Genomic DNA, 24,683 nt, shown 5'->3' with positions numbered 1-24,683 from the left:
CTTGGCGAGGCTTTCGCCGATCTCTTTCCCGCCCAGCATTGACAATTGACACCAATGACTGTCATTTGACATCAACTCAGACCTGAATGTCCAAGGAGAAGATCCGATGCAATCCCTGTGGTCCGATGCGGATTTCGAGAAAACCGTCGCCGCCTATGTCGCGGCCGGCGTGAACCGCGATGTGGCGATCCGCACCTGGACGACGCGGCTTCTGGGCCAGGTGCCGCAGCTGGTGCTGCATGGCGGCGGCAATACTTCGGTGAAAACCGTGATCAATGACCATGACGGCACGCCGGTCGAGGTGCTCTGCGTCAAGGGGTCGGGCTGGGATATGGGCCAGATCGAACCGGCAGGCCTGCCCGCGCTGCGGCTTGCCGAGCTGAAGGCGATGGTGAATTACGAGACGCTGTCGGATGATGATATGGTCATGCTGCAGCGCCGCCTGCTGCTGGATCCGGCTTCGCCCAATCCCTCGGTCGAGGCGATCCTGCATGCGATCCTGCCCTTCCGCCATGTCGATCACACCCATGCCAATGCGATTGTCGCGCTGACCAATCAGCCGAATGGCGAGGCGCTGATCCGTGCGCTTTACCCCGAATATATCGTCATCCCTTATGTGATGCCGGGCTTTGACCTCTCGAAAGTCTGTCTCAGGGCATTTAATGAGCGCCCCGATGCGCCCGGGATGATCCTGATCAAACACGGGATCTTCACCTGGTCCGACGATCCGCGTGTCGCCTATGAGGCGATGATCGAGGCGATCACCCGCGCCGAAAACCGTATCGCAGAGGGCAATCCGAAACCCTTCGGCACCGCGCCGGTGCTGAGCGGGCTTGCGGCAGCGAGCGAAATCGCGCCGATCCTGCGCGGCGCCATCGCCCTGCCGGGGCGCGAAGAAGGCGTTCCGCGCCGCTTTGTGATCGAACATCGCGTGACCCAGGATATCCTGGACTTCTGCGGCGCGGAAAATGTCGAAAGCCTGACCCGGCGCGGCAATGCGACACCGGAACATGTCATCCATATCAAGCGCTTCGGCCTTGCACTGCCCGCCCCGAAAGCGGGTGACCTGAAGGCCTGGGCCGCACTGGTGCGCGAGAAGGTCGCGGCCTATATCGCGGATTACACCGATTATTTCACCCGCAACAATGCGCGGGCGGGCGGCATCAAGACCATGCTCGACCCGATGCCCCGCGTCTTCTATGTCGAAGGCGTCGGCGTCTTTGCCGCGGGCCCGACCGCGAAAGCCGCCATGATCGGTGCCGATGTGGCCGAGGCGACGATCCAGGTGATCCGGGGTGCCGAAGGGATCGACGCTTTCGAGGCGCTGCCCGAGGAAGACCTTTTCGATCTGGAATACTGGTCGCTGGAACAGGTGAAGCTGAAAAAGGTCGCCGAAAAGCCGCTGACCCGCCAGGTCGCGGTGATCACCGGGGGCGCCGGTGGCCTGGGCCTTGCCATGGCCGAGGCCCTGCGTGCGGAAGGCGCCGAGATCGCGCTGCTTGATATCGACGGCGCGAAGGCCTCCGAGGCGGCAAAACGGCTGGGCGGCATCGGCATCGGTTGCGATCTGACCGATGCGGCGGCGGTAGATGCGGCGATTGCGCAGGTGGCGCTGCGGTTTGGCGGCGTTGATATCCTTGTCTCGAATGCCGGGGCGGCCTGGCAGGGCGCGCTGCTTGATGTGTCGGATGCTGATTTCCGCGCTGCATTTGAGCTGAATTTCTGGGGTCACCACTATGTCGCCCGTGCGGTGGTGCGGGTGATGCAGGCCCAGGGAACCGGCGGCGCGCTTTTGTTCAACGTCTCGAAACAGGCGGTGAATCCGGGCCCCGATTTCGGCCCCTATGGCACGTCGAAAGCCGCGCTGATGGCCTTGATGAAGCAATATGCAGTGGAACATGCGGCCGATGGCATCACCTCGAACGCGGTCAATCCGGACCGGATCCGCACCGGGCTCATGACCGATCAGATGATCGAAGAGCGCGCCCGCGCCCGTGGCGTCACGCCCGAGGTCTATATGCGCGGCAACCTGCTGCATCGCGAAGTCACCGCCGCCGATGTCGCCCAGGCCGCGCTCGCGCTGATCCGGGCGCGCACCTCGACCGGGGCGGTAATCACCGTCGATGGCGGCAATACCGCTGCAATGCTGCGCTGAGGCGCTCTTTTCCCCTGGTGCCGGCGCAGCAATGTCGCCGGCGCCTTCGTCTGTCCCGCGCGAGCGGCCCCGGTTACCGCAATCCAGGGGCCTCGCGGACCTGTACGTCCCGATCGCACACAATCTGATGTGGTCACTGCAAACCCGACATTGATGTAAGCTCAGTCTTTGCTGTCTGCCGATGTGCCTCAATTGGAAGATCGACGATGTCGAAACGAAAGCAGCACGCCCCCTGAATTCGGGGCGACAGACGCCCTTACAGGCGAGGAGCCCGCGTCGGAACAGACGAGCCTGTCCGATGTGTTTCCGACGATGATCAATCACCGGCAACGCGCGCTGCTCGATGGCGCATCCGGTGTTTTGAACGCGTTGGCCTAAAAGCGTCGGTGACCGATGAGGTCCTGGATCTGCATGCCAGGATCGGAAAGCTGGCGGTGGCCAACTCTTCTTTGGGAAGAAAGCTGCAGCCCCGGGGCGGAAAGTGAGGCGCGGCATGGGGGAGACGACCATCCGGGCTTGCTGATCGGCCGGCACTGCGCTTTGCCGTCGCTCCCCTGGTTGTCGTTTTACCATATACTGCCGGGTGAAACGGACCAGAACCTCGCGCTGATGCGGCTGATCGATATGCAGGCCTGGACAAGCCTTTCTTTGGCCTCCGTCAGATGACCTCGGACCTGCGCAATAAGGGCCATAAGGAGAATGCAAAGCGCATGTGCCGGCTTATGCGCCTGATCGGGCTGATGCCGGTCTGCAGAAGCCCGACACCAGCAGGCCAGCAGAAGGGCACAGGGTCTCACGCCGCCTTCTGCGCGGGTTGCGGGGAGAACGGCAAACCAGGTCTGGGGCCTCGACATCCCCTGTCTGCCAAAGCGTTGCGGCTTTCTCTGTCTGATGGCGAAAATGGATCAACAACTTGGCCGTGCAGGCCGGGCTCCCGTGCCCGGCAATACCTGAAACCACAGGCTTCCAATCCTGTAAGACATGGCTCAAGGCACTGAAAAATGAGAGCATCTGAGCGCGCCGCAGCGACCGGCTGAACGCCACCGAGCCGGCAGCATTCACTCCGGGTGCGTCATTCCTTGGGAAAGCTACGGAACGCCCGCCTGGTCCGGGCCATCCCGCATCCGCGCCGGGTGTCTCTTCCCCGCCTGCCGCGTTGGCCCGAGGGATGCGGCCCATGGGAGCAGAGGCGGGATCTTCAGCGCCCCTGCCAGCGGTCAGCGAAGACCATGTCTTCCAGCCGGTGACGCTGCCCCCAGCCCCGGACCTCAAGCTCTGGCCGGTCATAAAGGTCGCGCACATGCCCAAGGCACAGGAGCGCCACCGGCACCACTCCATCGGGCAGATGCAGGATGCGCTTGAGATCACCTTCGCGGAAGATGCTGACCCAGCCGACGCCGATCCCCTCGGCCCGCGCGGCGAGCCAGAGGTTCTGCACCGCGCAAACTGTGGAATAGAGGTCGGTCGCGGCATCATGGGTGCGGCCCAGCACCACCGGACCGCCACGTGTACGGTCACAGGTGACGCAAAGGCAAAGCGGCGCCTCAGAGATCCCCTGGAGCTTGAGCTGCGAATAAAGCGCGCGCCGCCCTTCGCCGAACATCGCCGCCGCCTCGGTATTGGCGGTCTCGAAGGCGGCACGGATCTCGCTCCGCACGCCACCATCACGGATCAGGATGAAGTTCCAGGGCTGAGAGAGCCCGACCGAAGGCGCGGCATGAGCCGCCGCAAGGAGCCGGAGCAGCAGATCCTCGCTTAACGGATCGGGCAGGAACTGGCCCCGCACATCGCGGCGCTCAAAGATCGCGCGGTAGACGGCGGCGCGTTCCTCTGCCGAAAAGGCAGCGGCGGTGCCGGGCGCGCGCAGGTCAGGGTCGGAAGCGCCCGGATCTGAGCCATGGGGTTCGGAAGAGAGCTGTTCGGCAGGACCGTGATCGCGACTGGCCGGGCGCGGCACATTAATCGGCATGACATTTCCCCTGTCAGGCAAACCGGCGCCCCTGCTGCCGTCCGCGCAGCCGGGGCCGTTCTGGTCTGGCCGGTCTTCTGGCTTGGTTTCACCCCGAAGCGGCGCCTTCCCGGCCAAAGCCAGTGGCATCTGCCGCCCGGTCCGCAACAGCGGTCCACCTTACAGCGTTGGGCACGCGGCGGATTTACACCGCCTTCCCGATTATCCCTCCGGCCAGCGGCAGCGCAGGGCCTGCGCCGCTGCCCGGGCCAGAAAGCACCAGACCGCGGCACTATCAGAGAAGTCCGGTCAGAACGCAACCGCGCCGCCACCTGATTCGCGGCGACAGGCTGCGCCCTGCGATCTGCCCCCGGCCGGCATCGCCGCCCGCACCGGACAGGATGCGCCGCCCCCAAAGAGCGCGCCTTTCTGTTTCACGCGTCTTTTCACCGGCTTTGCGCTGCCGCGTGCCGCCCCGTCCTGTCGTGATCATTGAGTTTCGGCAGAAAACCGGCTTTCCCCGGCCGCTCCGGTCGCACTCCACTTGACCCTCGCGCCGCAATTCCGCCTTATCGCCCCCGAGACGCTTTCAGAAAGATCCCCCATGTTCTCGAAAACTGCCGCTCCGAATGGCGAGCCCGGACAGGCTGGCTCCCAGGTGACCACGCCTTCCGCCGGCGCCAGCCGCAGCAATGCGACCCGCTCTGTGCTTGGCTCTGACCTGAAGATCACCGGCGAGATCAGCTCGACCGGCGCGCTTGAGGTTCTGGGCGAGGTTGATGGCAATATCACCGCCGACGCGCTGGCGGTCGGGCAGCATGGCCGCATCTCCGGCTCGGTCAGTGCCAAATCGGTCGAGGTGCATGGCCGGCTCGACGGCAAGGTCGACAGCCAGCATTTCATCATGCGCGCCACCGCCCAGGTGACCGCCGATATTACTTACGACACCCTGGTGATCGAGAGCGGCGCCACCATCGAAGGCCGCTTCACCCGCGGTCGCGGCTGATCGCCTGCATCTGCATTGGCCGATCTGAACCAGCCCTGGTCGGGCCGTTCGGATCGGGCCAATTGCGCAAATGCCTCAGCGCAGGCCGATCTCCGCCAAAGCGCGTTCCAGCTCCGGCGGCAGGCTGTCATCGCCGTCCCGGCTCAGCATCAGGTCGCGCGGCACGTCCTCCGGCCCGATATAGCGCCAGCCCTGAAACGGGCGGCGCGGCGCGGATTCGGTGCGGATGATCTCTCGGTCCATCACGATGGCGCAGCGGCTGATACCATCGCCGGTCTCGACCCTTTCCAGCGCGGTGATGCGTTGCCGGCAGAGGATCACCCCCTTGATCACCCAGTAAAGCGAGCCACCCGCCAGCACCTCTGCCTCGCGTTTGGGCCACATGCGGGTGACGTGCACCGCCTGCCCTGCAGGCCAGCGCGCCGCATTTTCCTCTTGCCAGGTCGCAAGATCCCCGATGCTTTCGGCACCGACACAAAGCTTGAGTATATTCACGAATCCCATGGCCGGATCATAGGCGCCTGCCCCGCCGCCGCAAGATTGACCGATGGCCTCCGCCTCCCTATCCTGTGGCTCTGGCCGGATCCGGCGCAAATGCTGGCCCAGTCCTCGCGCCGCTGACGGCCCTCTTTGCCGGAGGGTCTGCGCCTTGCCCGATACTGAACCCGATGCCGCCGCCGCCGACCGCCTGACCGGACCCGCTGCTCAGGCCGGCTCTGTCGCGCAGGGTGGGTTTGCCACCCCCATCGCGGCCCGGATCTGGGATATGAAATACCGGCTGAAGAACGCGGATGGCATGCCCATTGACCTGACGGTCTCCGACAGCTGGCGCCGCGTCGCCCGCGCCCTTGCGGTGGACGAGCCCGATCCCGCAGGCACGGAGGCCCGGTTCATCTCGGCGCTGGAAGGCTTCCGCTTTCTGCCCGCCGGTCGCATCCTGGCCGGGGCCGGCACCGACCGCGCCGTCACGCTGTTCAACTGTTTCGTCATGGGCGCGATCCCCGATTCGATGGAGGGAATTTTTCAGGCGCTGAAAGAGGCCGCGCTGACCCTGCAACAGGGCGGCGGCATCGGCTATGATTTCTCGACCATCCGGCCGAAAGGCGCATTGGTGGCGTCTGTGGCGGCGGATGCTTCGGGGCCTTTGTCCTTCATGGATGTCTGGGATGCGATGTGCCGCACCATCATGTCCGCCGGCGCGCGTCGCGGCGCGATGATGGCGGTCCTGCGCTGCGATCACCCTGATATCCTTGACTTTATCACCGCCAAACAGGATCCCGCGCGGCTGAGGATGTTCAATCTCTCGGTGCTGGTCACCGATGCCTTCATGGCGGCGGTGAACGCGGATCAGAGCTGGGAGCTGGTCTTTGGCGGCACGGTCTATCACAGCCTGCCCGCCCGCGCGCTCTGGGACCGGATCATGCGCGCGACCTATGATTATGCCGAGCCGGGCGTGATCTTCATCGACCGCATCAACCGGATGAACAATCTCCATTACGCCGAGGTGATCAGCGCCACCAATCCCTGTGGCGAACAGCCGCTGCCGCCCTATGGCGCCTGCCTGCTCGGGTCGGTCAACCTGGCCGCGCTGGTGCGGGACCCTTTCACCGAAGCGGCCCGGATCGCGGGCGATGAGCTTGCCGATCTTGTCGCGACGGCCGTGCGGATGCTGGATAATGTGATCGATCAGTCGCGTTTTCCCCTACCCGAGCAAGAGGCCGAGGCCCGGGCCAAGCGGCGGATCGGCCTTGGTGTCACCGGGCTTGCCGATGCGCTTTTGATGTGCGGGCTGCGCTATGGCTCGGATGAGGCGGTGGTGCAGACCGATGCCTGGCTCAAAGCACTGTCGCGGGCGGCCTATCTTGCTTCGGTGGATCTTGCGAAAGAACGCGGCCCCTTCCCGCTGTTCGAGGCCGATGCCTTCCTCGCCGGCGGCACCATGGCGGCGATGGACAGGGATATCCGCGACGCCATCCGCAGCCATGGCATCCGCAATGCGCTGGTGACCTCCATCGCGCCTACGGGGACGATCTCGCTTTATGCGGGCAATGTGTCTTCTGGGATAGAGCCGGTCTTTGCCTGGAGCACAAGGCGCAGGGTATTGCAAAAGGATGGCAGCGCGCGCGAGGAGGAGGTCGGGGATTACGCCCTGATGCGCTGGCGCGCGCTTCAGGGCGAGGCGCCCCTGCCCGCGCATTTCGTGACCGCACAGGAGCTTGCGCCGATGGACCATCTGCGGATGCAGGCGGCGGCGCAGCGCCATATCGACAGCTCGATCTCAAAGACGATCAACTGCCCGGCGGATATCCCGTTCGCGGCCTTCCGCGATGTCTATCTTGCCACCTGGGATATGGGCTGCAAGGGGTGCACCACATACCGGCCCAATGCGGTAACAGGATCGGTGCTGAGCGTCGCGCCCGCCCCCGGTGACAGCGAAACGCCCCGGGATGCGCCGCTGCCGCGCCCCGCCACGCTTTCGGGCGAGACCTATAAGATCCGCTGGCCGGGCTCGGAACACGCGCTGTACATCACGGTGAATGATATCGTCTCGGGCGGGCGCCGCCGCCCCTTCGAGGTCTTCATCAACTCGAAAAACATGGAGCATTTTGCCTGGACGGTGGCGCTGACGCGGATGATCTCGGCGGTGTTCCGGCGCGGGGGCGATGTGTCTTTCGTGGTGGGCGAACTCAAGGCGGTGTTCGACCCGAGGGGGGGCGCCTGGATTGACGGGCGCTATATCCCCTCGATCCTTGCGGCGATCGGCGGTGTGATCGAACGCCACCTGATCGCGACCGGCTTCATCGCGGGCGAAGGAATGGGGCTGAACTCCGACCCCGGCGCCCTGCCGCCGGGCGAGGCCCCCGGGAGCGGGATGGGAACCAGGGCCGGAGAGCCCGGACCCCAGGCCATCTGCCCCAGTTGCGGATCCTTTGATCTGCGCAGGGAAGAAGGCTGCCTGATCTGCGCCAGTTGCGGCTTTTCACAATGCAGCTGAGGCCCGTCCTCAGCCTTGCCGGTATTTCCAGAGCGCCGGCAGCGCCATCGCCAGCAACAGGCATCCCAGCGGCAGCGAGAACCCGAACCCGACCCGCGCATAGCCAAGCGCCCCGGTCACCCCGCCCAGAAAGAAGGTGAAAACCAGCTGCGTCATCAGTCGCATCCGATGCCAGTCAACCCTGTGGACCGCGTCGGGCGCATGGCGGCGATACAGGGCGCGGCCGAGACCGATGCCGATATCGGTGATCATCGCCGTGGCATGGGTGGCGCGCAGCCTGCCGCCCGAGATTTTGGTCACGGTGGCGTTCTGCATCCCCATGGTGAAACAGAGGCACGCCATGCACCAGAGCCGCCAGGCCGCGCCCTCATACCAGCCGCCGGTGGCGAACAGCATCAGGCAAACGCCCTGCACCGCCACACTCACCGCATATTGGCGCCCCGGCAGATGCAGCCGCGCCCAGTGGATCAGGGCCGAACAAAAGGCGGCGCCACTGACAAAGGCGCCGATGGCGATCACGGCAACAAGGCAGATCCACCACTCAGCCACCACCAGGTGATCGGCCAGCTGCGACAGATAGCCGGTCACATGCGAGGTATATTGACCAAGCGCGAAGAACCCGCCCGCATTGGCGGCGCCGGCGGTGAAGGCGATGACCGTGGCCAGCAGCAGATCCGCCCCGGCTGATCGCCTGTGCCCCAGAATGATCCGCGCCGATTGCAGCGGATGCAGAATATGACGGTGCCGTTTCACAGCAATGCCTTTCGGGAATGCCTTTCTGGCGATTTACCCGCCGGGGCCGGGTCAGGTGCCGGGGCGAGGCTTCATTGCCATAGCCCGGCTGCTCTGGCGGGAAAAGCCTTAGCAATAACGTAACGGATACCGGCGTCGCATATATGCCGGTACCCGAGCGGCGATGATGGTGAAAGCCACCATTATCACGGCCGCGATGCCGGTTCTTACGACCTGAGGCACAGGTGAGCGGGCTGAAACGGGGAGAAGGTGCAGGTTTCTGTTGCCAGGTACCTGCGAACCCCGCCTTACGCGGCTAAGCGCAAGGACTTAGGTTTGGTATTGAGAGCTGCTTACGCAGCCATCGCCACCGGAGCACTGTTGTCATTGGCAACTGTGATCATGGACCGATAACGGTGGTACCTTACCGAGCGAAAGCTGGCCTCTTTGAACGTCCGTCGATCCTGTTTCGGCCCCACACGCCCGCAATGAACGGGAGATTTGGTGGAGCCGCCGGGTACCGCCCCCGGGTCCGAGCCGCCTATTACAGGTGCGTTTATCGCCATAGTCCGGGTTGCCCCGGACAAGAAGGAATATAGGACCACACCTGACCGGGCGCAAGCGGCGGCAGAGACCGGCGCGACGAAATCCCGAAACCCCATCGCTTATGACCCGGACCTTATGCTCCGACATGTGATGACCCGAACTGGCGTTCCGGATCTGCCCGCCAGCGGAGATCTGTCCGGCACAGGCGACCGAGACTGCAAAACAGGGGTTGCCGGTCACGCGACAGCGTGCCGCCTGTCTTCCAGCGCGGGCCTGGACCTTTTCGCGTCTTTTTCGGCCCCCGGGTAAAGGCCGAAGGCCGCAATGACGGCAGGCAAGAAATCTGTTGCCGATTACATACCATACGGTATGTAATTGTCGGCATGACTGCTGCCCCACGCTCTCGCCCCCCGTCCTTGCCCTCCCCGTCGCCGCCCCGTCGCCGCCAGCCCGAGATTCTGCGGCGCCGGCTGCTTGATGCAGCGGCGGCGCTGGCGGTCGCAGGCGGCCTCCAGGCGATGACCATCGCGGCGGTGGCCCGGGCCGCCGGAGTGACCAAGGGCGGGCTTTTCCACCATTTCCCCGACAAAGAGGCGCTGATCACCGCGCTGTTGCGCGATCTCCTCGATCATTTTGATGCGGCCATCGACCTCAGCATGGCGGCCGATCCCGAGCCGAAGGGCAGCTTTACCCGCGCCTGGATAGCCGCCACGCTTGACCCGGGGCTGGCGGCTTCGGCGCCGCTGAACGCGGTCCTGCTGATGAATCCCGGGATGCGCGGCCTCTGGTCCGACTGGCTGCGCGCCCGCCTCACGCGCCATGCCGCGACCGATTCCGGCCCCTGGTACGAGATCCTGCGCCACGCGGCGGATGGCTTCTGGCTTGCCGATCTCTGGCAGGTCGAACCCGATCTGCGCCAGCCGATGGCGGAATTATGCGCAACATTGCTTGACCTGACCCGAAGGAACCCCGCCTGATGAACTCAACGCTGACAACCTATGTCACGCTCCTCCTCGCGGTCTCGCTGGAGGTGATGGCGACCTCGCTTTTGCCCCAGACAAAGCAATTCACCAAAGCGGTGCCGACCATCATCATGCTCTGCCTTTATGGCGGCGCCTTTTTCTTCCTGTCGCAGGCACTGAAGACCCTGCCGGTGGGGATCGCCTATGCGATCTGGTCGGGATTTGGCATCGTGCTGATCTCGATGATCGGCTGGATCTGGCTGAAACAGTCGCTTGATCTCGCGGCGGTGATCGGGATTGGGCTGATCCTTGCCGGTGTGCTGGTGATCAACCTGTTTTCCCAGGCCGCTCCGCATTGATTTCCGTCACCAGACCGTCATGCTTCCGTTACGCTGTACTGCCATTGAGATCCCGAACTCCCCTCACGCGCGACGGATGCCATGAACGAACAGACCCCGATGAACTGGCTGGAAGCCGAACTCTCGGATTCCTTCGATGAGGATTACGAGCTTGAGCTGGAAGATGCCGAGCTGTCCGAAGAAATCGCGAAGATCTACAAAAGGCGCCACGGGCCGGGGATGGAGCGCAAGGATTATCTGCGCGCGCTGATCCGCCTTCAGGCCGAGCTGATCCGGCTGCAATCCTGGGTGCAATATCACAAGGAACGCGTGGTCGTGATCTTCGAGGGCCGCGATTCCGCCGGCAAGGGAGGCGCGATCAAGCGCATCACCCAGCGGCTGAACCCGCGCGTGGCGCGCACCGTCGCCTTGCCGGCCCCGTCCGACCGCGAGAAAACTCAGTGGTATTTCCAGCGCTATGTTCCGCATCTGCCGGCGGGTGGCGAAATGGTGCTCTTCGACCGCTCCTGGTACAACCGTGCCGGGGTCGAGCGGGTGATGGGCTTTGCCTCGGAAGACCAGGTGGAACAGTTCTTCCAGGACGTGCCGGAATTCGAGCGGATGCTGGTGCGCTCGGGCATCAAGGTGGTGAAATACTGGTTCTCGATCACCGATGAGGAACAGCAGATGCGCTTTCTCATGCGGATCCATGATCCGATGAAACAATGGAAGCTTTCGCCGATGGATCTGCAAAGCCGCGTGCGGTGGGAGCAATATACCAAAGCCAAGGAAGAGATGCTGGCGCGCACCAATATCCCCGAGGCGCCCTGGTATATTGTCGAGGGCACCGACAAGAAACGCGCGCGGCTGAACTGTATCGACCATCTTCTCGGCCTCTTCCCCTATGAGGATGTACCGCATGAGGAAATCCAGCTGCCCGAACGCGTCTTCAACCCCGATTATGAACGCGCCGTTCTGCCGCCCGAGCTCTACGTTCCGCTGAAATACTGATTACACTGACGCCCCGGGGGGGCTGCAGCCCCCCTGAGGAACAGGCGCGCCGGTCATTTCCCGCTGCTTTCGGCCGTGTTTTGATATTCCGTTTGCGTTTCGGGGCGATCACCCGGAGCATATGCGGGCAATGCAAACTGTGATCCGGAGGAGTTGATCATGGCAAAGCAGACCCCAGGTTACATTGACGGCTTTCTGATCCCGGTCCGCAATGAGGATCGCGAGACCTACCGCGCCCATGAGGCGAAATGGTGGGGCGAGTTCAGGGCGCTCGGGGCGCTGTCCCTTGTGGCGGGCTGGGGGGATGAGGTGCCCCCGGGAAAGCAAACCGACTTCTTGCGCGCTGTGGATCTGCAGGACGGCGAAAGCGTGGTGTTTTGCTGGATGACCTGGCCCGATAAAGCGACCCGTGACAAGGCCTATGCTGCCATGGAGGCGCGGTCAAAAAGCGATCCCGACATGAAGCCCGAAGCCATGCCCTTTGACGGCAAGCGCATGATCTATGGCGGCTTTGTGCCCCTTTTGGTCGAAGAATGAGGATCTGAGCCATGACATTGCAAGGAACCCCCTGCTGGTACGAGCTCTGCACCATGGATGCAGGGGCGGCACGCGACTTTTACGCTCCGCTGCTGGGCTGGACCTTCCAGGATGCCGGAATGGAGGGCTTTGACTATGGCCTTGCCACCAAAGACGGAGCGATGGTTGCCGGACTGATGACACCCGACAGCCCGATGCCGGAATTCTGGATGATCTATTTCGCGGTTGATCACTGCGATCATGTGGTCGCCAAAGCCAAAGCTCTCGGGGCCAATGTTCATCGCGCGCCAGAAGACATTCCCGGCACCGGCCGTTACGCGATCCTCGTCGACCCTCAGGGCGCGGTCTTCGGTCTGTTGCAGCCCGAAGACGGCACGCCCGGCCATGCCTTCGACCAGGCCAGATCCGGTCATGGCAACTGGATCGAGCTGCATTCTTCGGACCCTGAGGCCGGGTTCCAGTTCTACGCCGCCCTGCTTGGCTGGAGCGCGACCGATGCGATGGATATGGGGCCGGATGGCAAATATCAGCTTTTCTCGCATGATGGCCGCGATATTGGCGGCATGATGGGGATGCTGGGCATGGAGGGCGTGCCGCCGCACTGGCTGCCCTATTTCGGGGTGCCCGGGATTGATGCGGCGACGGCTGCGATCCCCTCGCTGGGGGGCAAGGTGCTGCATGGCCCGGTCGAAGTGCCGGGCGGCGCCTGGATCACCATGGCAAGCGACCCGCGCGGGGCGGGTTTTGCGGTCGTCGGGCCGCGATGAGGCATAAGCGCTGCCCTGTGGCCCCGTCCTGGCGGCATAGTTCCACATCAGGAGATCGTCGATCCGGCCTCTCCTGATGGCCATTGACGATGGCGGTGAGCGTGCCGGCCAGTAAGGCGTATGGATCGGCGCCGTTCCTCTTGCAGGTGTCGGCCATCGAGACGTTGACCGCCCGGTTTTCGGCCCCGGCGTCCAGGCCGGCGCGGAGGCATTTTGCAGTTCAGGGCGATGGGACGGATTGCGCGTTCGATAGAATTGCCGTCAGTTCCTGCGCGACTTTCAGTCAGCAAGAGGTCCCGGCCATCACGGTATTTGGCGAAACAGGCCAGGGCCTCACCGGGCGTTCCGGTAAAATCGCTGGCGTGGTGATGGCGCAGCCCTGCATGAGGACGGGGCAGGATCCGGACGGTGCGATCCTGGCGCGCGGTGAGGCGGATGGGGATCGCTGCCGCAAATCCCGGAATTGATGGCGCAGAGGTCGCGGATCTGGTCTAATTCAACAATCAAAGCTGCCCTTCTCTCTGGGGAGATGTGGTTATCGGATCCGGATTTTTACGATCATTTTCCCTTACTTTCATGGGTGTGTTCAAATTCTCCGAAGCCCTTGGGCACTCCCGGCGCCTGTATTTCCAGGATTGCCTCAGGGTTCCGGAAACCCTGAGGCCGCGTCAGCATAGCCCGAACGGCTCTGGCCATTTTACGGGCGGGTGCTATGCCGCCCGGCGGTCCGGGCTTTCTCTCCCACATGGTCACAAGCCATTTGGTCTTTGTTTCCCCCTATCGCGTGGCGGCTGACACAACGGCCATCGCGCTGATGATCAACGGCCGTCGAATGTCACGCAGCGTCACTTTCGACATGCGGCCCATGACCTGTTGGCCGCCGGACGACCGCTGTCGAGGCCTCATCCGAACCATGCCGCAAAGTCGCAGCCGCGCCGCAAACCCTCGATGTTCGGCGCCATGGCAGCAATCGACCCGATCCCCGGCATGGTCTTTAAACGCCACGCTATGTCAGACTGATACGAAACTGATTTCAAACGATGTTCGAGGCCTTCGCTCCTGGTCACCGACTGTCGGATCGGCATTGTTGCAGAAATCCCCATCGAGCAGGGTTCACACGGGGCATCCCGTGGTTAGCCTTCATGCATAGCCTCACGCGATCCGGACCGTCAAACAGCCGAGGTGCAGATCCGCGTTGCGCTCATGAACCACTTCAATGCGCTCGGCACGGCGGAGATCATGCGCGTGGCGTGAGATCAGCGGGAAAAGGGGCACATCCTGTCAACGGCAGACTTTTGCAATACTGTGGATCGGATGAACAAAGACAAAAGCCGCGCTTTCAGCGCGGCTTTATCATTCAGATCAGGCCTTTATCAGACTTAGTCAGACCTTTGATCTGGTCATCTGTCTCAGCCCGCATTGCGCAGCAGCGGTGTGATCAGACGCACGAGAACCCGGCGATTGGCGCGCTCTGCCGCCTCGGTCCGGATCTTCAGCTCAGACTCCCCATAGCCCTGCACCACGAGATTTTCCGGCGGAATGCCGAAATATTCAGTCAGCGCCAGCGCAAGGCTCTCTGCCCGCCGGTCTGACAACAGCAGATTAGAGCTCGCCGAGCCTACCGCGTCGGTATGGCCTTCGATCAGGAAGACATGGCCCGGGTTCGATGCAAGCAACTGCTGCATCAGCCGGCCAAGATCGGCAAGCTTCTTCGCCTCGGTCGCATTGATCACCGATGAGCCGGTGTCAAAGGTGATGCTGTCCACCTCGACCGTCGCCGCCAGGGCCCGCACCTGCGGAATGTCACGCACCTGGCGCAGGCTGAATTTGCGGCCAAGGCCTTCAACCTCCAGCGCTGCCATTTCCGCCTTCAGCGCCGCGTTCTGGTCAGAGGTCGAGATCACCACCCGGTCCGGGCGCGGCTTGGGCAGCTGTGTCACAATGATCGGCTGTTCCGGCTCCAGATCATTGATCAGAAGCACTTCCTGACCATATTGATCATAGGCGGCACGGCGCAGCACCCTGCCGGACGCGTCGCGGATCGTCACCACCTGGGTGCCATCGGCGCGGCTGACCACCGTGCGGGTCGAGCCGTCATTAAAGCTCTCGGTCTGGGTGCGCACGCCGGGGCGGCGCAGCACGGCATCGTCATCCTTATAGACGACGTAAGAGCCATCCGCATTCTCGACCACCACCCGGTCGCCGGAATTGCTGACAACGCGGCGTTCATCCTTCTTACCGCCATTGATGATGGTGCCCACCGCAAGCGCGCCCAGCGCCAGCAGACCGACTTTCTCGAGATCCGAGAGGCCGGATTTCTTGCCTTTGCCGACCGCGACCGGGGCGGCGGCAAATTCATTGACCGAAGTCCGGGTATTGGCTTCGGTGATGATCGCATCAACCACCGAAACCGGTGCAACACCCGTCGCCGGAGGGGTCCCCACCCCTGCGCCCGGCGCAGAAGTCACCGTGTCCGTACCGGTTGCCTCGCCGGGAACTTTCACCCCGCCCGGGACGCCTTCAAGGAAGGAAGCCGCCGCTACAGCGGGCACCGCGAGGGCTGTTGCATCCGCATTCGTGCCAGACTCAGATTCCGCACCCGCATCGGCCTGTGCCTCCGGCATTCCGAGAATATCCGCGAGGCTGCTGACCGCCTTCTCTTCCGGCACCGGGACGTCGATCGCATTGGCAAGGGCTTCGGGGGAGACCTCTGCCTTAACGGCATCGGCCGGCTCAATCGCATCCGCGACATCCGCCGGCACAGCAGGTTCAGGCGTTTCGATATCCGGGGTCGCAGCTTCGGCTGCTTCAGCTTTCGCCGCTGCATCGCTGGCGGCTGCGGCACTGGCCTCTGCCGCTTCGGCCGCAGCTGTCTCAGCCGCAGCCTTGGCCTCCGCTGCCGCCTGAGCATCCGCCACTGCCTGAGCCTCTGCCGCTGCCTGAGCATCCGCTGCTGCCTGGGCCTCCGCTGCTGCCTGGGCCTCCGCCGCGGCCTGGGCCTCCGCCGCGGCCTGAGCCTCCGTCGCCGCCTTAGCTTCCGCCGCAGCCTGTGCTTCCGCCGCAGCCTGAGCTTCCGCTGCGGCCTGAGCCTCCGCCGCAGCCTGAGCCTCTGCCGCAGCCTGTGCTTCCGCCGCAGCTTGTGCCTCTGCCGCCGCAGCCTGAGCCTCCGCCGCAGCCTGTGCTTCCGCCGCAGCCTGAGCCTCTGCCGCTGCCTGTGCTTCCGCCGCAGCCTGAGCTTCCGCCGCAGCCTGTGCCTCTGCCGCTGCCTGTGCTTCTGCTGCTGCCTGAGCCTCCGCCGCCTGAGCTTCTATCTCAGCCTGTGTCTCTGTCTCATTTTCCTGCGCATAGACCGGCAGCGTGTGGAACGAGCTCAGCGCGACCGAGAGTGCGGTCGAGGAGATGAGTAATTTGCGCATTGGTCTTCCTCTGAGATCCTGGCCCTGATGCTGACGCCGCGTCCCGGGGCCCTGCCGGCATCCTTGCCCGCATAAAGCCCGGAACACTCTTCCGGATACTACTGCGGGCAATGCCCCGAACAAGCCCCGGGAATCGCGGTATCTTCAGCCTCTGACCCTGCACCGGACAGGGCGTGCTATGCGATAGCAACGCAGGTTCCGGAGCGGGGTTCCGCCTGTCATCGGATATCAGTCGCGTCCCCGGCTGCTCCCGGCCCCTCGCCCGTGCCGCCCCCGGCAGCAAGCCAGCGCCGAAACGAGGTAAGCGGCGCGCGTTCCGCGCGTGTGGCGGGCCAGACGAGGTAATAGGCGCCCGAGGCCGCGACCGGCCCGCCCCAGGCCGGCACAAGCCGCCCCGCAGCGAGATCCCCCGCTGCAAGAAAGGTCGGGAGCAGCGCCACACCCATCCCATGCACTGCCGCCTGGGCCATGGTGGCGAACTGGTCAAACAGCATCGCGGGCGGGCGCTGACCCGGCAGATCATGGCAGCCGAACCAGCGCCCCCAATCCCCCATGCGGCTTTCCAGCTGCAAAAGCGGCAGCGCCAGCAGATCCGCCGCCCCGGTCAGCGGCCGCGTGATCAGCGAGGGCGCCGCCAGCGCGATCACCTCTTCCTCCATGAGTTTCATGTAATTCACGCCGGGCCAGTCTTCGCGGCCATAATGGATGGCGGCATCGAAAGAGGTGCCATCGAAATCAAAGGGCCGAAGCCGGGTCGAGAGGTTTACCGTCACCTCCGGGTGCCCGGCCGCAAACCCCGCGAGGCGTGGGGCCAGCCAATGCATGCCGAAGGCCGGCAGGATCGACAGATGCAGCGTGCCGCCCGACGGGTTGGCCCTGAGCGTCAGTGAGGCATCTGACAGCAATTTCATAGCCTTGCGCACCTCTGCCACATAATCCCGCGCAGCCGGTGTCAGAACCAGCCGCTGGCGTTCGCGCGTGACGAGGGGCGCGCCAAGCTGTCCCTCGAGAAGCTGGATCTGCCGTGAGACCGCGCCCTGGGTCAGCGACAGTTCGGCCGCCGCCGCCGAAGCTGTGCCCAGCCGCTCCAGCGCCTCAAGCGCGGTAAGCGAAGCGATTGACGGCAGATAGCGACGCGGCAGCATATGAGTTTTCCTCATGATCCGGTGACAGAGTTTCGATACCCTGACCGCGCCCTTCCATGCAATATGGCAGCAGATGATTCCGGAGGATCAGCCCATGTCAGATGCCAGCAGCACCCGCCCGAAACTGAAAGCCAAGGATGCGCCGGACCTTTCGCGCTTTGACTGGGAGGACCCCTTCCGTCTCGAAGACCAGCTTTCGGAGGAAGAGCGCGCCATTCGCGACGCCGCCCGCGCCTATGCCGATGGCAAGCTGCAGCCCCGCGTGATTGAAGCCTTCCGCAATGAGGAAACCGACCCGTCGATCTTCCGCGAAATGGGCGAGATGGGCCTTCTCGGCGTGACCATCCCCGAGGAATATGGCGGGCTTGGCGCCTCTTATGTGTCTTATGGCCTCGTCGCGCGCGAGGTCGAGCGCATCGACAGCGGCTATCGTTCAATGATGTCGGTGCAGTCGAGCCTCGTCATGTACCCGATCTACGCCTACGGGTCAGAAGAGCAGCGCCGGAAATACCTGCCGAAACTGGCCTCGGGCGAATGGATCGGCTGTTTCGGCCTGACCGAACCCGATGCCGGGTCTGACCCCGCCGGCATGAAGACCACCGCGAAGAAAACCGCGAATGGCTATGTGCTCAACGGGTCTAAAATGTGGATCTCGAATGCGCCGATCGCCGATGTCTTCGTGGTCTGGGCGAAATCCGAGGCGCATGGCGGCAAGATCCGTGGCTTCGTGCTCGACAAGGGCAGCAAAGGCCTGACGGCGCCGAAGGTGGGGGGAAAGATCTCCCTGCGGGCATCGATCACCGGCGAGATCGTGATGGATCAGGTCGAAGTCGGCGAGGATGCGCTGCTGCCGCATGTCGAAGGTCTGAAAGGGCCGTTCGGCTGCCTTAACCGCGCGCGCTACGGCATTTCCTGGGGCGTGCTGGGGGCTGCGGAATTCTGCCTCCATGCCGCGCGCCAATATGGGCTGGACCGCAAGCAATTCGGCAAGCCCATTGCCCAGACGCAGCTTTACCAGCTGAAACTGGCGAATATGCTGACGCAGATCAGCCTTGGTCTTCAGACCAGCCTTCGCGTCGGGCGGCTGCTGGACGAGGCCAATGCCGCGCCCGAGATGATCTCGCTGATCAAGCGCAACAATTGCGGCATCGCGCTGGAGGCCGCCCGCCACGCCCGCGACATGCATGGCGGCAATGGCATTTCCGAGGAATTCCAGGTCATCCGCCATATGGTGAACCTTGAAACCGTCAACACCTATGAGGGCACGCATGACATCCATGCGCTGATCCTTGGCCGCGCCATCACCGGGCTGCAGGCGTTTTTCTGATCCCGGCGCTGCCGCGTCAGTGACATCAAAGGGCGGATCCATATGGATCCGCCCTTTTCATTTGCCTTTCCCAGGCGCGACAGGACCTGCCCTGCGACTCGCGCGCCACATTGCGCAGCCGTCCGACAACAGATTGTTCACGAATGCAGAGTTCACATTCCGGCGTGATCCCTTGCAGCAACCGTCCCGACTGCCGATACTCGACAGCACGTGGTTCGCTGTGATGCCTGCGGCGTCTCAATGGCCTGACCTTTAGCCAGATCTGAGCCAGATATCCCGGCCAGACCCGACAAAATGCAGCTTAATGCTACAGGAGTGACGATGTCCTTCCCCGACAGTGCCGACAACTTTCCGGCACATCCCGGCACTGAATGGCTGGCGGCGATGGAACGTGTCGCTGATGAGGATGGCTATCTCGATCCGCTTGGCCCGAACCACTGGGCGTTTTTTGCCGAAACCGGCACGACATTGCTCGTCACCTTTGAACGTGCCGAACAGATCGAGGCCAATGACGGCAATATGCCCGCGGCATGGGATCTGGCAAAACGCAATGGCTGGTCGCTGCTGTGTCTGATCGCGCGCGGCGAGACCTTCTGGCGCGCGCCAGAGGTCTGGGGCTATTTCGACCGCCTCGTCGATGACGCCTTTTTTGACGATTTCGACCAGGTGCTGTTTTACGGCTCGGGCGCGGCAGGCTACGCCGCCGCCTCTTATGTCGTGGCGGCCCCCGGGGCCCGGGCGCTTTTGCTGGCGCCGCGTGCGACGCTCGCCCCCGATATCGCGGGCTGGGACCGTCGTCACCTGGAGCAGCGGCGCCTCGATTTCACCAGCCGCTACGGCTATGCCCCCGATATGACCGAAGGGGCCGGGCATGTCTGGCTGATCCATGATCCGCTTTCGCCCGGCGATAACGCCCATGCGGCGCTGTTCCGGCGCAGCTGGACCACCATACTCCATACCCGCTGGGGCGGCGAGCAACCCGAGCGCAGCATGCCCGCCGGTGTTCTCGATCAGGTGATCCAGGCGGCGATGGCCGGCACCCTGACCCCGACCGATTTCGCCAGGCTCTGGCGCGCGCGCCGCCGCTCACCCGCCTGGGTGCGCTCTCTCCTGACCGCCATTTCGGCCAAGGGTGATCGCAAACGGCAGATCCGCGTGTTGCGTCAGGTTCTGTCTGAACAGCAGATCCCGCGATTCGAGCGGCGCCTCGCAGCACTCCTCGCGCAAGAAGAGACCGAAGGCTGAGATCTGAGCCACAGGCTCAGACTTCAGCCTTCAGGCCGGCCCCCGGATGACCGGCCCGCCGGCAGACCCTGTCAGTGCTCGCCTGCTTCGATAAGCCCCACGAGGTCTTCGGTTCTCGCCTCGGTCAGCCGCGCCTTGCAGCCATAGACAAGCAACGGCTCTGCACTGCCGCCGCGCATCGCGTATCCCTCGGCGGCACAGGCGGAATCGCGATAGGTGATCCAGGCGCGCTGTGCCGCGCGCAGTTCTGCCGGCCCGCCCTTCAGCGCCTCGGGCAGATCCGCGTCCCATGCCTGCAACTGCGCCATCGCCTCTTTATACCGCTGGTTCAGCAGCACATCCGCCGCCTGCCATTCCGCTGCGGCGCATTCGTTCAGATCGGCTTGCACCATGGCAGTCGCGCAATCGGCATCCTGAGCGGCCGCCTGCCCGGCCTGCCCCCCCAGAGCCATCAGAACAATCAGTGCAAATCGTGTCATCTCGACGCTCCATCCACCAGTTTCGCCTGCGCCGCCAGCGCATGGCCATCCACGCCGTCAAGGCAGCGCGCATTCACCGCCACAATCTCGCTGCCATCCGGCATCGCGCCGAGGGAATAGCTTTGCACCCCGCAGGTCTTACAGAAGTAATGCCGGATGACGTGATCATGGAAAAGATATTCCGTGCTGGCGCCGGCGCCCTTTTCCAGCGCAAAACCGGCCGCAGGCGCGAAAACCAGCACCGCGCCGATCCGGCTGCATCGCGAGCAATTGCAGATCAGCGGCGCCTCCAGCGAGACATCGACACTGTAGCGCACGGCCCCGCACTGACATCCGCCCATATGGCTGGCCATTGGATTCCCTCCTCAGCGATCCATCCCGATCCTGGCGGAAGTCTCTGGCAAAGACACGCGGTTTCGGCTAGCTGCGGGGTATGGAAAACAGCTTTGAGATCCGCCGCCCCGATGACTGGCATCTGCATCTGCGCGATGGCGCGATGCTGAAGGGCGTGCTGCCTGAAACCGCGCGCGATTTCGCCCGCGCGATCATCATGCCCAACCTGGTGCCGCCGGTTGTGACCGCGAAAGACGCAAGCGCTTACCGCGACCGCATCCTGAGCGCCCTGCCCGAAGGCATGGCGTTCGAGCCACTGATGACCCTTTACCTGACCGAGGAAACCGACCCCGCCGATGTGGCGCAGGCGGCGGCTTCGGGGCTGATCAAAGCGGTCAAGCTCTACCCTGCGGGCGCCACGACCAATTCTCATTCCGGCGTGCGGAATTTTGATAAGGTCATGCCGGTGCTTGAGAAAATGGCCGGGATCGGCCTACCGCTCTGCACCCATGGCGAAGTGACAACCGCCGAAGTCGATATTTTCGACCGCGAGGCAGTGTTCATCGACACGGTGCTGGATCCGCTGCGCAAACGTCTGCCGGAGCTGCGGGTGGTGATGGAGCATATCACCACCGAAGAAGGTGTCGCCTATGCGGGCGAAGGTGGAGAGACGCTGGCCGCGACGATCACCACGCATCACCTGATCATAAACCGCAACCATATCCTCGTGGGCGGGATCAAACCGCATTACTATTGCCTGCCGGTCGCCAAACGCGAGAAACACCGCCAGGCTTTGCGCCGCGCCGCCACTTCGGGCAGCCCGCGCTATTTCCTTGGCACCGATTCCGCGCCCCATATCGACGCGCTGAAAGAACATGCCTGCGGCTGCGCCGGCTGTTTCACCGCGACGAATACGATGCCGCTCCTCGCACATGTCTTCGAAGAAGAGAACGCGCTCGACCGGCTCGAGGCCTTCGCCTCGCTGAACGGCCCCGCCTTTTACCGGCTGCCGGTCAATGAGGCGAAGCTGCGTCTCACCAAACGCGATGCCCCCACCACTTTCCCGGAAAAAATCGAAACCGGCGCTGGCCCGGTTACCGTCTTCAACCCCGGCTTCCCTGTCCACTGGTCGGTCGAAAACTGATTTCCTCCTGATCTGAATATTCCCGCCGGAGGCGCCTCTGGCCAGTCGGAGAAGCCCGGCGGGAGTATTTTCTCAGAAGGACGCTGCAAAGGAGCAAAGAATGATCCCCGCCGCCTTCCCGTCGAAAGAAGAGATCGCCCGTCTCACCGCCCGCGCCTTCCTGGAAATCGGCGCGGTGCATTTCAATGCGCGCGAACCCTTTACCCTGGCCTCCGGCCTGCCCTCGCCGACCTATATCGACTGCCGCAAGCTGATCTCCTATCCGCGCATCCGCTCGATGCTGATGGATTTCATGGCGGTGACCGTGATGCGCGAGGCCGGGTTCGAGGCATTCGACAATATCGCCGGTGGCGAGACGGCGGGCATTCCCTTCGCCGCACTGGTGGCCGAGCGGCTCGCGCTGCCGATGACCTATGTGCGCAAGAAGCCGAAAGGCTATGGGCGCAATGCCCGGATTGAAGGCACCATGACCGAGGGGCAGCGCGTGCTGCTGGTCGAAGACCTGACCACCGATGGCGGCTCGAAACTCAGTTTTGTCGATGCGATCCGCGAGACAGGCGCCACCTGCAACCATACGACCGTGATCTTCTATTACGGCATTTTCAAAGAGACCGAGGCGCGGCTGGCCGAACATGGCGTCAGCCTGTCCTGGCTCTGCACCTGGTGGGATATGCTGGCCGAGGCGAAAGCTCAGGGCTCCTTCGACCAGGAAACGCTGGAGGGTGTCGAAGACTTCCTCAATGACCCGCGTGGCTGGCAGGCGGCCCGCGCGAAGTAGAGCGGGAAACCGCCGGGCTGGCCCGGGACGCGGATAATATTTCAGTATTCCGCCCCCCGGCCCCGCCGAGGCCCACATACGAATCGCGAAACCTGTCTTTCCTCCAGACAGGATACGCAAGATATGGTATGCTCAGGCTCAGATACCCCAGGCCACTCTGCCAGAGCAGGCTTATCCTGTCACTTTTCCACAGACCTGTGCAGCGGTTGCTCTGACGCGCCCTGACAGGCTAAAGCTGATCCCTTAATGGGGCGCAGGTGATCATGAACGAAGTCGCGAAAATCCGCAGCGATCTGCCGGCGCCGGCCGCGACAGAGGCGCTTCCGCAGAATATCGAAGCCGAGCAGCAGCTGCTCGGTGCGATCCTCGTCAATAATGACATTTATGACCGCATCGCCAGTGTGGTGAAGACCGAGCATTTCTACGACCCGGTGCATCGCCGCATCTTTGACATCGCCGCCTCGCGGATCCAGAGGAATGCCCTGGCCTCGCCGGTAACGCTGAAGGCGTTTCTCGAAGAGGATGAGGGGCTGAAAGAACTCGGCGGCGCGGCCTATCTGGTGCGTCTGGCGGGTGCTGCGATCTCGGCCTTTGCGGCCCGCGACTATGCGCAGATGATCTATGATCTGGCGGTGCGGCGTGAGCTGATCCAGCTCGGCAAAGACATCGCCGACCGCGCCGGCAAGATCGATATCGACTCCGAGCCGCGCGCCCAGATCACCGAGGCCGAACAGCGGCTTTACAAGCTGGGCGAACAGGGGGTGGCCGAGCGCGGCTTCCAGAGCTTCCTCAAGGCCGCAACCGATGCGGTCAATGTGGCGAATGCCGCCTATCAGCGTGGTGGCGGTCTGGCAGGGATTTCGACCGGGCTGGTCGATCTCGACAAGAAGATGGGCGGGCTGCATGAGAGCGACCTGATCATCCTCGCCGGGCGCCCCTCGATGGGAAAAACCTCGCTTGCGACCAATATCGCCTTCAACGTGGCCAAGGCCTATAAGCGCGGCCGCAAGCCCGACGGGCATGAGGGCGCGGTCGAGGGCGGCGTGGTCGGCTTCTTCTCGCTCGAGATGTCGGCCGAGCAGCTGGCGGCGCGGATCCTCTCCGAGGCCTCCGAGGTTCCGTCGGAACAGATCCGGCGCGGCGATATGACCGAGCCCGAGTTCCGCCGCTTCGTCGACGCCGCGAAATCGCTGGAAAGCTGCCCGCTTTATATCGACGACACGCCGGCGCTGCCGATCAGCCAGGTCGCAGCGCGGGCGCGGCGGCTGAAGCGGACGCATGGGCTGGATGTGCTGATGATCGACTACCTGCAGCTTCTGAAGGGCTCATCGAAAAGCTCAGAGGCGAACCGGGTCCAGGAGGTTTCCGAAATCACGCAAGGCCTGAAGGCCATCGCCAAAGAACTGAACGTGCCGGTGATCGCGCTGTCACAGCTGTCGCGCCAGGTGGAGAGCCGGGAAGACAAGCGGCCGCAGCTCTCGGATCTGCGGGAATCCGGCTCGATCGAGCAGGACGCGGATGTGGTGATGTTCGTCTATCGCGAGGAATATTACAAAGAACGCGAGAAGCCCGGTGATCATGAGCTGGAGAAAATGGCGGCCTGGCAGCAGATCATGGAACAATGCCATGGCAAGGCAGAAGTCATCCTCGGCAAGCAGCGTCACGGGCCGATCGGTTCGGTGGAACTCTCCTTCGAGGGCCGTTTCACCCGCTTTGGCAACCTCGCCCGGCCCTGGGATGGCGGCGCCGGCCCGGATGGGGGCTTTTGATGGCTGAGGGCGCAGAGGGGGCTCTGCCCCCTCACCCCCGGGATATTTAA

Annotated in this window: 22 protein-coding genes, 1 pseudogene and 1 riboswitch; of the genes and pseudogenes, 15 read left to right on the top strand and 8 right to left on the bottom strand. The window is 63.6% G+C overall.

Annotation, left to right across the window (positions count from 1 at the left end; translation table 11 throughout):
- Positions 1 to 106 precede the first annotated feature (106 nt).
- Positions 107 to 2,155, top strand: coding sequence for a bifunctional aldolase/short-chain dehydrogenase (locus tag M3484_RS12330; RefSeq protein ID WP_249497081.1), 2,049 nt, complete (start codon positions 107 to 109; stop codon positions 2,153 to 2,155).
- Between the two features lie 1,198 nt (positions 2,156 to 3,353).
- On the opposite strand, the gene bluB is transcribed toward M3484_RS12330, so the two are convergent.
- A complete protein-coding gene (gene bluB, locus M3484_RS12325) occupies positions 3,354 to 4,124 on the bottom strand; it encodes a 5,6-dimethylbenzimidazole synthase (protein WP_249497080.1) in 771 nt (256 codons plus the stop codon).
- Between the two features lie 61 nt (positions 4,125 to 4,185).
- Positions 4,186 to 4,389: riboswitch (cobalamin riboswitch) on the bottom strand.
- Positions 4,390 to 4,707: 318 nt separating this feature from the next.
- Between bluB and M3484_RS12320 the strand changes: the two genes are divergently transcribed.
- Positions 4,708 to 5,109, top strand: a complete 402-nt coding sequence (locus tag M3484_RS12320; protein ID WP_249497079.1) for a bactofilin family protein — start codon at positions 4,708 to 4,710, stop codon at positions 5,107 to 5,109.
- A 75-nt stretch (positions 5,110 to 5,184) separates the two neighbouring features.
- Here the strand turns inward: M3484_RS12320 and M3484_RS12315 are convergent, their stop codons facing one another.
- Entirely contained in the window at positions 5,185 to 5,613 is a 429-nt protein-coding gene (locus tag M3484_RS12315; protein WP_249497078.1) for a DUF1489 family protein, read from the bottom strand.
- Positions 5,614 to 5,758: 145 nt separating this feature from the next.
- On the opposite strand from M3484_RS12315, the gene M3484_RS12310 reads away from it, so the two are divergent.
- The gene (locus tag M3484_RS12310) at positions 5,759 to 8,104 is read left to right on the top strand and encodes an adenosylcobalamin-dependent ribonucleoside-diphosphate reductase (RefSeq protein ID WP_249497077.1); all 2,346 of its coding nucleotides are present in this window, start codon (positions 5,759 to 5,761) and stop codon (positions 8,102 to 8,104) included.
- Between the two features lie 9 nt (positions 8,105 to 8,113).
- On the opposite strand, the gene M3484_RS12305 is transcribed toward M3484_RS12310, so the two are convergent.
- Complete coding sequence (locus M3484_RS12305) at positions 8,114 to 8,857, bottom strand: YoaK family protein (protein WP_171909515.1); 744 nt, start codon at positions 8,855 to 8,857, stop codon at positions 8,114 to 8,116.
- A gap of 908 nt (positions 8,858 to 9,765) precedes the next feature.
- Between M3484_RS12305 and M3484_RS12300 the strand changes: the two genes are divergently transcribed.
- From M3484_RS12300 to M3484_RS12275, 6 genes are all read left to right on the top strand, one after another.
- A complete protein-coding gene (locus M3484_RS12300; protein WP_249497076.1) occupies positions 9,766 to 10,359 on the top strand; it encodes a TetR/AcrR family transcriptional regulator in 594 nt (197 codons plus the stop codon).
- A gap of 11 nt (positions 10,360 to 10,370) precedes the next feature.
- Positions 10,371 to 10,703, top strand: a complete 333-nt coding sequence (locus tag M3484_RS12295) for a DMT family transporter (protein ID WP_249497138.1) — start codon at positions 10,371 to 10,373, stop codon at positions 10,701 to 10,703.
- Between the two features lie 81 nt (positions 10,704 to 10,784).
- Positions 10,785 to 11,693, top strand: coding sequence for a polyphosphate kinase 2 (gene ppk2, locus M3484_RS12290; protein ID WP_249497075.1), 909 nt, complete (start codon positions 10,785 to 10,787; stop codon positions 11,691 to 11,693).
- A 159-nt stretch (positions 11,694 to 11,852) separates the two neighbouring features.
- On the top strand, positions 11,853 to 12,230 hold the full coding sequence (locus M3484_RS12285; RefSeq protein ID WP_249497074.1) for a DUF1428 domain-containing protein: 378 nt from the start codon (positions 11,853 to 11,855) through the stop codon (positions 12,228 to 12,230).
- Between the two features lie 11 nt (positions 12,231 to 12,241).
- A complete protein-coding gene (locus tag M3484_RS12280; RefSeq protein WP_092898291.1) occupies positions 12,242 to 12,997 on the top strand; it encodes a VOC family protein in 756 nt (251 codons plus the stop codon).
- Positions 12,998 to 13,080: 83 nt separating this feature from the next.
- Positions 13,081 to 13,464 (top strand): hypothetical protein, encoded by a 384-nt coding sequence (locus M3484_RS12275; RefSeq protein ID WP_092898293.1) that lies wholly within the window; start codon positions 13,081 to 13,083, stop codon positions 13,462 to 13,464.
- 310 nt (positions 13,465 to 13,774) lie between these two features.
- Here the strand turns inward: M3484_RS12275 and M3484_RS24005 are convergent, their stop codons facing one another.
- Entirely contained in the window at positions 13,775 to 14,002 is a 228-nt protein-coding gene (locus M3484_RS24005; RefSeq protein WP_502942458.1) for a transposase, read from the bottom strand.
- 141 nt (positions 14,003 to 14,143) lie between these two features.
- Here M3484_RS24005 and M3484_RS12270 point away from each other — a divergent pair.
- A pseudogene (locus M3484_RS12270) lies at positions 14,144 to 14,251 on the top strand (IS5/IS1182 family transposase); the annotation flags it as partial.
- A 155-nt stretch (positions 14,252 to 14,406) separates the two neighbouring features.
- Here the strand turns inward: M3484_RS12270 and M3484_RS12265 are convergent.
- Together M3484_RS12265 and M3484_RS12260 are read right to left on the bottom strand one after the other, a co-directional pair.
- Positions 14,407 to 16,413, bottom strand: a complete 2,007-nt coding sequence (locus M3484_RS12265) for an OmpA family protein (protein ID WP_249497073.1) — start codon at positions 16,411 to 16,413, stop codon at positions 14,407 to 14,409.
- Positions 16,414 to 16,631: 218 nt separating this feature from the next.
- Positions 16,632 to 17,558 (bottom strand): LysR family transcriptional regulator, encoded by a 927-nt coding sequence (locus tag M3484_RS12260; RefSeq protein WP_249497072.1) that lies wholly within the window; start codon positions 17,556 to 17,558, stop codon positions 16,632 to 16,634.
- 94 nt (positions 17,559 to 17,652) lie between these two features.
- Between M3484_RS12260 and M3484_RS12255 the strand changes: the two genes are divergently transcribed.
- Both M3484_RS12255 and M3484_RS12250 read left to right on the top strand, forming a co-directional pair.
- The gene (locus tag M3484_RS12255) at positions 17,653 to 18,885 is read left to right on the top strand and encodes an acyl-CoA dehydrogenase (RefSeq protein ID WP_249497071.1); all 1,233 of its coding nucleotides are present in this window, start codon (positions 17,653 to 17,655) and stop codon (positions 18,883 to 18,885) included.
- A gap of 321 nt (positions 18,886 to 19,206) precedes the next feature.
- Positions 19,207 to 20,130 carry a hypothetical protein gene (locus M3484_RS12250; protein ID WP_249497070.1) on the top strand — a complete coding sequence of 308 codons (924 nt, stop codon included), beginning with the start codon at positions 19,207 to 19,209 and terminating at the stop codon, positions 20,128 to 20,130.
- 71 nt (positions 20,131 to 20,201) lie between these two features.
- Here M3484_RS12250 and M3484_RS12245 read toward each other — a convergent pair whose 3' ends face one another.
- Both M3484_RS12245 and M3484_RS12240 read right to left on the bottom strand, forming a co-directional pair.
- Positions 20,202 to 20,609, bottom strand: a complete 408-nt coding sequence (locus tag M3484_RS12245) for a lysozyme inhibitor LprI family protein (RefSeq protein WP_249497069.1) — start codon at positions 20,607 to 20,609, stop codon at positions 20,202 to 20,204.
- Positions 20,606 to 20,962, bottom strand: coding sequence for a GFA family protein (locus M3484_RS12240; protein ID WP_092898306.1), 357 nt, complete (start codon positions 20,960 to 20,962; stop codon positions 20,606 to 20,608). The genes M3484_RS12245 and M3484_RS12240 overlap by 4 nt, the downstream gene beginning before the upstream one ends.
- Positions 20,963 to 21,042: 80 nt before the next feature.
- Between M3484_RS12240 and pyrC the strand changes: the two genes are divergently transcribed.
- The 3 genes from pyrC (at position 21,043) to M3484_RS12225 (ending at position 24,633) form a co-directional block, all read left to right on the top strand.
- A complete protein-coding gene (gene pyrC, locus M3484_RS12235; RefSeq protein ID WP_092898308.1) occupies positions 21,043 to 22,086 on the top strand; it encodes a dihydroorotase in 1,044 nt (347 codons plus the stop codon).
- A gap of 100 nt (positions 22,087 to 22,186) precedes the next feature.
- Positions 22,187 to 22,864, top strand: a complete 678-nt coding sequence (locus tag M3484_RS12230; protein ID WP_092898310.1) for an orotate phosphoribosyltransferase — start codon at positions 22,187 to 22,189, stop codon at positions 22,862 to 22,864.
- Positions 22,865 to 23,127: 263 nt separating this feature from the next.
- On the top strand, positions 23,128 to 24,633 hold the full coding sequence (locus M3484_RS12225) for a replicative DNA helicase (RefSeq protein ID WP_249497137.1): 1,506 nt from the start codon (positions 23,128 to 23,130) through the stop codon (positions 24,631 to 24,633).
- Positions 24,634 to 24,683 lie beyond the last annotated feature (50 nt).

The sequence above is a fragment of the Pseudomonas sp. GX19020 genome, from assembly GCF_023371075.1.
Lineage (GTDB): Bacteria > Pseudomonadota > Alphaproteobacteria > Rhodobacterales > Rhodobacteraceae > Pseudogemmobacter.
This window is presented reverse-complemented; position numbering and strand designations above follow the sequence as displayed.